This is a genomic window from Pseudomonas sp. P5_A12 (genome assembly GCF_056400685.1).
The window spans coordinates 1-947 of sequence record NZ_JBFUKU010000600.1 but is presented as its reverse complement, the minus strand read 5'-3'; the positions used below and the strand labels follow the sequence as shown (position 1 = coordinate 947).

Genomic DNA, 947 nt, shown 5'->3' with positions numbered 1-947 from the left:
CAGACAGTCTTTGCGCAATCATGCGGCCGTCTGGCCGCAACACGAATCGCCAATCATGACCCGCCGCAAGCGGCAGTGTTGACGAAAGGAGCGAAAGACCATTGCAAACGGAAGGCACCAAAGTGGCTGTAGGCAAACTCATGGCGGTGCTGAATTTTTCCGCGGCTCGAATAGCGGCTTGAGTGGCAGGAAGTACCTCTCGCGCGGCTTGAATCAGCTGTTGCTGCCAAGAAGGTGACCACTCTCCCTGGCCAACTAAACCCAATGGATGGGTCGAAAGTGCTCTATATCCAATAGCCTGGGCATTCACCTCTAGACGATCGGACAGCTCCCGCAGTGCGGTCATATCTTCCCGGGTATGAGCATGGGGCGATGACCACGACATGTTCATGGGCGCAATGGAAGCGCCGCCACATACAACACCGATCGCGTGATAAATGCTGTACCCATTCGTGTAACGCTGGTGCAGTCGCTCAACGTAAGTGTTCAATCCTTCGCGTAGAACCTGCAGTCGATCAGCTTCGGCATGCCACGTTGCGGAATCCACGACCCCCTTCGCATCCCAGGCCGACTGCAATTGAGCCAGGACGTCGGTTTTGCGTGCCTTACTCGAATGGACTTCCAGGCAAAACTCGCCCAAGCCAACTTCGCGCAATCGTCGGTAAACGACATCCAGAGCCGCGATTTTTTCAGAGACGAAAAGTACACGTCGGCCCTGAGCTACCGATTGCGCAATGAGGTTGGCAATGGTCTGGCTTTTACCGGTTCCGGGAGGGCCAATCAGGACAAAGTCTTTTCCTTTCGAGGCCGCCATCACGGCAGATAGCTGCGAGGAGTCAGATGGAAGTGGGCAGAACACTTCTCGGGGGTTGAAGTCGACGTCCAGGCGTCGATCTTCGGGGAACGTAATGTCGGATGGAAAGGCGTCTCGCGGAGCATCCAACAGG

At 55.9% G+C, this 947-nt stretch carries 1 protein-coding gene; it reads right to left on the bottom strand.

Translation table 11 applies throughout. The features are described 5' to 3' along the window. On the bottom strand, positions 1–947 hold a 947-nt coding region (locus AC1DSG_RS31400), incomplete at both ends, for an AAA domain-containing protein (RefSeq protein WP_477794327.1).